Source organism: Candidatus Methylomirabilota bacterium (assembly GCA_035260325.1).
GTDB lineage: Bacteria > Methylomirabilota > Methylomirabilia > Rokubacteriales > CSP1-6 > AR19.
The window spans coordinates 20,616-27,445 of record DATFVL010000289.1; the positions used below are offsets into that span (position 1 = coordinate 20,616).

Below are 6,830 nucleotides of genomic sequence, written 5' to 3' on the forward strand. Positions count from 1 at the left end.
GGCCTACCAGCTCGCCTTCACGATGCCCGGCACCTCGCCCTTGAGCGCGAGCTCGCGGAAGCACAAGCGGCACATCTCGAACTTCCGCAGGTAGCCGCGCGGACGCCCGCAGAGCTTGCATCGGCTGTGGGCGCGCGTCGAGAACTTCGGCGTGCGCTGCGACTTCATGATGAGGGCGGTCTTCGCCATACGCCTGCTACTCCCTGAACGGCATGCCGAGGTGCGCCAGGAGCGCCTTCGCGTCCTCGTCCCTCCGCGCCGTCGTGACGATGTTGATGTCCATCCCGCGCACCTTGTCGACCGTGTCGTACACGATCTCGGGGAAGATGAGCTGCTCGCGGAGCCCGAGCGCGTAGTTGCCCCGGCCGTCGAACCCCTTCGGCGGCACGCCCTTGAAGTCCCGGACGCGCGGCAGCGCGACGTTGACCAGCCGGTCGAAGAACTCGTACATCCGCGCGCCCCGCAGCGTCACCTTCGCCCCGATCGGCACGCCCTCGCGGAGCTTGAAGTTCGCGATGGACTTCTTCGCGCGCGTGACGATCGGCTTCTGCCCGGTGATCGACTGCAGATCGGCCGTCGCGAAGTCGAGCACCTTCGCGTTCTCGCGCCCCTCGCCGACGCCCATGTTGATGACGATCTTCTCCAGGCGCGGCACCTGCCACGGGTTCGTGTAGCCGCGCTCCTTCATGAGGGCCGGGAGGACCGCCTGCCGGAACGTCACCAGGAGCCGCGCCGGAATCTTGCCGGCGCCCTTCGGGCGCCCCTTCGCGACGGCCGGGGCCTGAGGCGCGCCCTCGCCCTTCTTCGGCTGACCCTTGCCCCCGGCCGGCCGCGCGGCCGCCTGCGGCTTCGGCGCCGGCTTCGGCGTCTCCTTCGCTGCGTCTTTCGCCATGGCCCCTAACCCTTGTCGATCGGCTCGCCGCAGCGCCGGCACACGCGGAGCTTCTTGCCGTCGGCGAGCACCTTGATGCCCGTGCGCACGGGCTTGTTGCAGCGGCCGCACACGAGCTGCACGTTCGAGAGCGCGAGCGCGCCCTCGCGCTCGATGATGCCGCCCTGCCGCAGCTTCTGCGTGGGCCGCTGGTGCTTCTTCACCATGTTGACCTTCTCGACGAGCACGCGGCCGTCGCCGCGGAGCACGCGCAGCACCTTGCCGCGCTTGCCCCGCTCCTTGCCGGCGATGACCGCGACGGTGTCGCCGCGCCGGACGTGGGCGTCGGCCATCAGAGCACCTCCGGCGCGAGCGAGATGATCTTCGTGTACTGCCGCTCGCGCAGCTCCCGCGCGACGGGGCCGAAGATGCGCGTGCCGACCGGGTTCTCGTCGGGCTTGATCAGCACGACGGCGTTCCGGTCGAAGCGGATGTACGAACCGTCCTTGCGCCGCACTTCCTTGACGGTGCGGACGACCACGGCGCGCGCGACCTCGCCCTTCTTCACCGTGCCGTCGGGCGCGGCCTCCTTCACGGCGACGATCACCGTGTCCCCGAGCGAGGCGTAGCGCTTGTTCGAGCCGCCCATCACGCGGATGCATTGCACCCGCTTGGCGCCGGAGTTGTCGGCCACGTCGAGCATCGAGCGCGGCTGGATCATGGGCTAGGAGGCGCGGCTCAGGATCCTGAGGATCCGCCAGCGCTTCTCCTTCGACAGCGGCCGGGTCTCCTCGATCAGCACCCGGTCCCCGACGCGGCTCGCGTTGGCCTCGTCGTGCGCCTTCAGCTTCTTCGACACCCGGACGACGCGCTCGTAGCGCGGGTGCCGGAACACGCGCTCGATCCGCACGACGCGCGTCTTCTGCATCGCGTCGCTCACCACCACGCCCTCGCGGCTCTTCCGCTCGCCCACGTGCCTACCCCTTCCTCTCGCGCATCACGGTGTACGCCCGGGCGAGATCCTTCCGGGCTTGGTTCATGCGCGACGGGTTCTTCGCCACCCCCATCGACAGCTGGAAACGCAGGTTGAAGACCTCCTCGCTGAGCTCGCGCGCCTTCTGCGCCAGCTCCTCGTCGGAGAGGTCCCGCCACTTCGCCGCTTTCATAGCGCCCGCGTGCGCATCACGAACTTCGTCGCGATGCCCATCTTCTGACCGGCCGTGCGGAACGCCTCGCGCGCGAGGTCCTCCGGCACGCCCTGCATCTCGTACATGATTCGGCCCGGCTTGACCACCGCCACCCACTCCTCGGGGTTCCCCTTGCCCTTGCCCATCCGCGTCTCGGCGGGCTTCTTGGTCACCGGCTTGTCGGGGAAGATCCGGATCCAGATCTTGCCGCCGCGCTTGAGGCTCCGCGTCAGCGCGACGCGCGCCGCCTCGATTTGTCGATTGGTGACCCAGCCGGGCTCGAGCGCCTTCAGGCCGTACTCGCCGAACGCGAGCGTCGCGCCGCGCTGCGCGGTGCCCTTCATGCGCCCGCGCTGGGCCTTCCGGTACTTGACGCGCTTGGGCATCAGCATGGGCGGCCCGTCTCACGCCTCCGCCGGCGCGGCGCGGAGCACCTCGCCCTTGAAGACCCACACCTTCACGCCGATCGTGCCGTAGGTCGTGTGCGCGGTCGCGAGGCCGTAGTCGATGTCGGCCCGGATCGTGTGGAGCGGCACGCGCCCGTCGCGATACCACTCCCTGCGCGCGATCTCGCCGCCGCCCAGCCGGCCGGCGCAGGCGATCCGGATGCCATCGGCGCCCAGCCGCAACGCCGAGGTCACGGCCTTCTTCATCGCGCGCCGGAACGCCACGCGCTTCTGGAGCTGGAGCGCGACGTTCTCGGCCACGAGCTGGGCGTCGAGCTCGGGGTGGATGACCTCCTCGATGTTGAGGTAGATCTCCTTCCCGGTCCGCGCCTGCAGCTCGTTCTTGAGCTTCTCGACCTCCGAGCCCTTCCGGCCGATGATGATCCCGGGCCGCGCCGTCGCGATCGTGATCCGCGCCCGGTTGGCGGAGCGCTCGATGTCGATCTTCGCGATGCCCGCGTGGTAGAGCTGGTCCTTGATGTAACGCCGGATCTTCACGTCCTCGTGCAGGAGCTTCGCGTAGCTCTTGGTGGCGAACCAGCGCGAGCTCCACGTCCGCGTCGATCCCAGGCGGAACCCGATCGGATGCGTCTTCTGGCCCATCGCCTATTTCCTCTCCTTCGGCTTGCCCTTGGCGGGCGCCTTCGCTGCCGGCTTCGCCTTGCCCTTGGCCGCCGCGCGTCCCTTCTTGGCCGGCGCCGCCGGAGCCGCCGCCGGCTGCGGGGCCGCCGCCGCGGGCGCCGCCGGCGCGGCCGGCGTCGGCGTCGCCGGCACGCGCGTGTGGCGCGGCGCCGCGACGGGCCGGGCGCCGTTCGCCTCGTCGCTCACCCCGATGGTGAGATGGCTCGTCCGGTGCTTGATGAAGAAGGCGCGCCCCATCGCGCGCGGCTGCACGCGCTTCATCGAGGGGCCGCCGTCGGCGATGGCCAGGACGACGCGCAGGTCGTCGAGGTTGCGCACCTGGTGGTTGTGCTCGGCGTTCGCGACGGCCGAGCGCAGCACCTTCTCGATGATCCGCGCCGCGGCGCGCGGCGTGTACTCGAGCGTCGCCAGCGCCTCGCCCACCGGCTTGCCGCGGATCTGGTCCAGCACGAGCCGTGCCTTCCGGGCGGAGAGGCGGACGAAGCGGGCCGTGGCGCTGGTCTTCATCGGCGCGGGCTACGACTTCCCCGTCGGCGACGTCGTCGCCTTCTCGGCCGAGCCGTGCGCCTTGAACGTCCGCGTGAGCGCGAACTCGCCGAGGCGGTGGCCCACCATGTTCTCCGTGACGTACACGGGGATGAACTTCTTGCCGTTGTGCACGGCGAGCGTGTGGCCGACGAACTCCGGCGCGATCGTCGAGCGGCGCGACCAGGTCTTGAGCACCTTCTTCTGCCGGGTCCGGTTCAGCTCGTCGATCCGGGCCATCAGCGTCTCGTCGATGTACGGCCCCTTCCTGAGGGAGCGTCCCATGGCCGGCTCCTATTTCGTCCGCCGCGTCACGATGTTCCGATCCGACGGCCGCGCGCCGCGCCGCGTCTTGTAGCCCTTCGTCGGCTTCCCCCACGGCGTCATCGGATGGTTGCCCTTGCCCTTGCCCTCGCCGCCGCCCATCGGGTGGTCCACCGGGTTCATCACGGTGCCGCGCACCGTCGGGCGGAAGCCCAGCCAGCGGACGCGCCCCGCCTTGCCGACGGACACGTTCTCGTGGTCGAGGTTGCCGACCTGCCCCACCGTCGCCATGCAGCCGATCGAGATGAGCCGCACCTCGCCCGAGGGCATCTTGAGCGTGGCCCGGTCGCCCTCCTTGGCGAGCAGCTGTGCCTGGGCGCCGGCGCTCCGGCAGAGCTGGGCGCCCTTGCCGGGCTGCAGCTCGATCGCGTGGATCAGCGTGCCGACCGGGATGTTCCGCACCGGCAGCGCGTTGCCCGGCAGGATGTCGGCCTGCGGCCCCGACATCAGCGTGTCGCCGACCTTGAGCCCGTGCGGCGCGATGATGTAGCGCTTCTCGCCGTCGCGGTAGTGGAGCAGCGCGAGCCGCGCCGAGCGGTTCGGATCGTACTCGATCGCCGCGACGCGCGCCGGGATGCCGAACTTCTCGCGGCGGAAGTCCACCGTCCGCAGCATGCGCTTGGCCCCGCCGCCCCGGTGGCGCACCGTGATGCGGCCGTAGACGTTGCGGCCGTTCGTCCGGCGCTTGGGCTCGAGCAGGCCCTTCTCGGGCGTCTTCTTGGTGATCTCCTCGTACGTGACGTACGTGAGGTAACGGCGGGCCGCGGACGTCGGCTTGACGGTTCGGATCCCCATGACGCTCAGGCCCCCTCGACGAGCTCGATCTTGTGGCCGGGCTGGAGCGTCACGATCGCCTTCTTCCAGTCCGGGCGCCGGCCCTGGAAGCGGCCCATCCGCTTCAGCTTGCCCTCGAACGACGCGGTCCGGACCGAGGCGACCTTGACGTTGAAGACCTCCTCGACCGCGGTGCGGATCTCCACCTTGTTCGCGTCCGGGCGCACCTTGAACGTGACGGTGTTCTGCTCTTCCTTCTGCCGCATGGTCTTCTCGGTCATGAGCGGGCGGAGCAGGATCGCGCGGGCCGGCCGGCTCATGCCTTGAGCGCCTCCTCGAGGGCCTGGAGCCCCGCGCGCTCGAACACCACCCGCCGCGCGCGCAGGAGCTGGTAGACGGAGACGTGCGCCGGCGTCTCCACCTCGAGCCACGGCACGTTGCGCGAGGCGCGGGCGAGGCCTTCGCCGAGCTCGCGCACCACCAGGAGCGTCGGCTCGGCGCGGAGCCCGAGGGCGCCGAGCCGGGCGACGAGCGACTTCGTCTTCGCGTCGGCGCCGTCGAGCGCCTCGATCACGGCGAGCGCGCCGTCGGCGATCCGCGCGGCGACGGCGGCGCGCAGCGCCTCGCGCCGCATCGTGCGGGGCAGGTCCTGCGCGTAGCTCCGCGGCGTCGGGCCGAACGCCTTGCCGCCGCCCTTCCACTGCGGCGCGCGGATCGAGCCCTGCCGGGCGCGGCCGGTCCCCTTCTGCTTCCACGGCTTCCGGCCGCCCCCCGAGACCTCGCTCCGCCCCTTCGTGTCGTGGGTCCCCGCGCGCCGGTCGGCGAGCTCGCGCGTCACGGCCTGGTGGAGGAGCGGCACGCGGATCTCGACGCCGAAGACCTCGGGCCGGACCTCGAGCGTCCCCGCCTTCTTCCCCTTCGCGTCCAGCACGGGCACGGTCGCCATCGCTACTTCTTCTCCGCCGCCTTCTGCCGCTGCGCCTTGGTCAGCTTCACGGACTTCCGGAGCATGACGAGCGAGCCGTTGGCGCCCGGCACGGCGCCCCGCACCAGGACCAGGTTCTGCTCGGGCAGCACGCGCACGACCGACAGGTTCAGCGTCGTGCGCCGGTCGCCGCCCATGCGCCCCGGCATATGGTGGCCCGGCCAGACGCGCGAGGGGTCCGACGAGGCGCCGATGGAGCCCGGCGCGCGGTGGAACATCGAGCCGTGGGTCGCGTCGCCGCCGTACCAGCCGTAGCGCCGCACGCCGCCCTGGAAGCCCTTGCCCTTCGTCACGCCGACGACGTCCACGAGCTCACCCGGCTGGAACATGGTCACCGTGAGCGCCTGGCCGACCTCGTAGCCCTGGAGCTTCTCGGTCTTCTCGAGCCGCACCTCGCGCACGACCCGCATCGGCGCGACACCGAGCTTCTTGAAGACGCCGGCCGCCGGCTTCGAGACGTTCTTCTTCTTCGCGCCGAAGCCGAGCTGGAGCGCGTCGTAGCCGTGGGTGTCTTTCGTGCGGACGCCCAGGATCGTGCAGGGTCCGGCCTCGATGACGGTGACGGGCACGTGGCTCCCGTCGTCGCCGAAGACCTGGGTCATGCCGACCTTGCGGCCGATGAGTCCCTCTTTACGCGCCATGTCGGGCCCTAGAGCTTGATTTCAACGTCCACTCCGGCGGGCAGATCCAGCTTCATGAGCGAGTCGACAGTCTGGGGCGTGGGGTCCACGATGTCGAGCAGCCGCTTGTGGGTGCGCATCTCGAACTGCTCGCGCGAGGTCTTGTCGACGTGGGGGCTCCGCAGCACGGTCCAGCGGTTGATGATGGTCGGGAGCAGCACGGGGCCCGAGATGCGCGCGCCGGTCCGCCGCACGGTCTCGACGATCTCCTTGACCGACCGATCGAGGAGTTGATGGTCGTACGCCTTGAGGCGGATCCGGATCTTCTGGTCGGCGGCCACGGTCGCCATGTCGCTACTCCGTGATCTCCGTGACGACGCCCGCCCCCACCGTCCGCCCCCCCTCCCGGATCGCGAACCGCAGCTCCTTCTCCATCGCGATCGGCATGATCAGCTC

16 protein-coding genes are annotated in these 6,830 nt (G+C 70.6%); all 16 read right to left on the reverse strand.

Annotated features, from left to right (window positions below):
• Positions 1–3: 3 nt before the first annotated feature.
• On the reverse strand, positions 4–189 hold the full coding sequence (locus tag VKG64_18550) for a type Z 30S ribosomal protein S14 (GenBank protein ID HKB27041.1): 186 nt from the start codon (positions 187–189) through the stop codon (positions 4–6).
• A 7-nt stretch (positions 190–196) separates the two neighbouring features.
• Complete coding sequence (gene rplE, locus VKG64_18555; protein HKB27042.1) at positions 197–739, reverse strand: 50S ribosomal protein L5; 543 nt, start codon at positions 737–739, stop codon at positions 197–199.
• Between the two features lie 158 nt (positions 740–897).
• Positions 898–1,224 (reverse strand): 50S ribosomal protein L24, encoded by a 327-nt coding sequence (gene rplX, locus VKG64_18560; protein HKB27043.1) that lies wholly within the window; start codon positions 1,222–1,224, stop codon positions 898–900.
• Entirely contained in the window at positions 1,224–1,592 is a 369-nt protein-coding gene (rplN, locus tag VKG64_18565; GenBank protein ID HKB27044.1) for a 50S ribosomal protein L14, read from the reverse strand. Before rplN ends, rplX begins: the two co-directional genes overlap by 1 nt.
• A gap of 3 nt (positions 1,593–1,595) precedes the next feature.
• On the reverse strand, positions 1,596–1,844 hold the full coding sequence (rpsQ, locus tag VKG64_18570) for a 30S ribosomal protein S17 (protein ID HKB27045.1): 249 nt from the start codon (positions 1,842–1,844) through the stop codon (positions 1,596–1,598).
• 4 nt (positions 1,845–1,848) lie between these two features.
• The gene (gene rpmC, locus VKG64_18575; GenBank protein HKB27046.1) at positions 1,849–2,037 is read right to left on the reverse strand and encodes a 50S ribosomal protein L29; all 189 of its coding nucleotides are present in this window, start codon (positions 2,035–2,037) and stop codon (positions 1,849–1,851) included.
• Positions 2,034–2,450, reverse strand: a complete 417-nt coding sequence (gene rplP, locus VKG64_18580) for a 50S ribosomal protein L16 (protein HKB27047.1) — start codon at positions 2,448–2,450, stop codon at positions 2,034–2,036. The genes rpmC and rplP overlap by 4 nt, the downstream gene beginning before the upstream one ends.
• 12 nt (positions 2,451–2,462) lie before the next feature.
• Positions 2,463–3,107: a 30S ribosomal protein S3 gene (gene rpsC, locus VKG64_18585; protein ID HKB27048.1), complete on the reverse strand. Its 645-nt coding sequence runs from the start codon at positions 3,105–3,107 to the stop codon at positions 2,463–2,465.
• Between the two features lie 3 nt (positions 3,108–3,110).
• A complete protein-coding gene (gene rplV / locus VKG64_18590) occupies positions 3,111–3,653 on the reverse strand; it encodes a 50S ribosomal protein L22 (GenBank protein HKB27049.1) in 543 nt (180 codons plus the stop codon).
• 9 nt (positions 3,654–3,662) lie between these two features.
• Positions 3,663–3,956, reverse strand: a complete 294-nt coding sequence (rpsS, locus tag VKG64_18595; protein ID HKB27050.1) for a 30S ribosomal protein S19 — start codon at positions 3,954–3,956, stop codon at positions 3,663–3,665.
• Between the two features lie 9 nt (positions 3,957–3,965).
• Complete coding sequence (rplB, locus tag VKG64_18600) at positions 3,966–4,790, reverse strand: 50S ribosomal protein L2 (protein HKB27051.1); 825 nt, start codon at positions 4,788–4,790, stop codon at positions 3,966–3,968.
• Positions 4,791–4,795: 5 nt separating this feature from the next.
• On the reverse strand, positions 4,796–5,089 hold the full coding sequence (rplW, locus tag VKG64_18605; GenBank protein HKB27052.1) for a 50S ribosomal protein L23: 294 nt from the start codon (positions 5,087–5,089) through the stop codon (positions 4,796–4,798).
• On the reverse strand, positions 5,086–5,715 hold the full coding sequence (gene rplD / locus VKG64_18610) for a 50S ribosomal protein L4 (GenBank protein ID HKB27053.1): 630 nt from the start codon (positions 5,713–5,715) through the stop codon (positions 5,086–5,088). The genes rplW and rplD overlap by 4 nt, the downstream gene beginning before the upstream one ends.
• Before the next feature lie 2 nt (positions 5,716–5,717).
• On the reverse strand, positions 5,718–6,395 hold the full coding sequence (rplC, locus tag VKG64_18615; GenBank protein HKB27054.1) for a 50S ribosomal protein L3: 678 nt from the start codon (positions 6,393–6,395) through the stop codon (positions 5,718–5,720).
• Positions 6,396–6,403: 8 nt separating this feature from the next.
• Positions 6,404–6,724, reverse strand: a complete 321-nt coding sequence (rpsJ, locus tag VKG64_18620; GenBank protein HKB27055.1) for a 30S ribosomal protein S10 — start codon at positions 6,722–6,724, stop codon at positions 6,404–6,406.
• A gap of 4 nt (positions 6,725–6,728) precedes the next feature.
• Positions 6,729–6,830 (reverse strand): elongation factor Tu (locus tag VKG64_18625; protein HKB27056.1); only part of this gene is annotated, 102 nt, incomplete at its 5' end.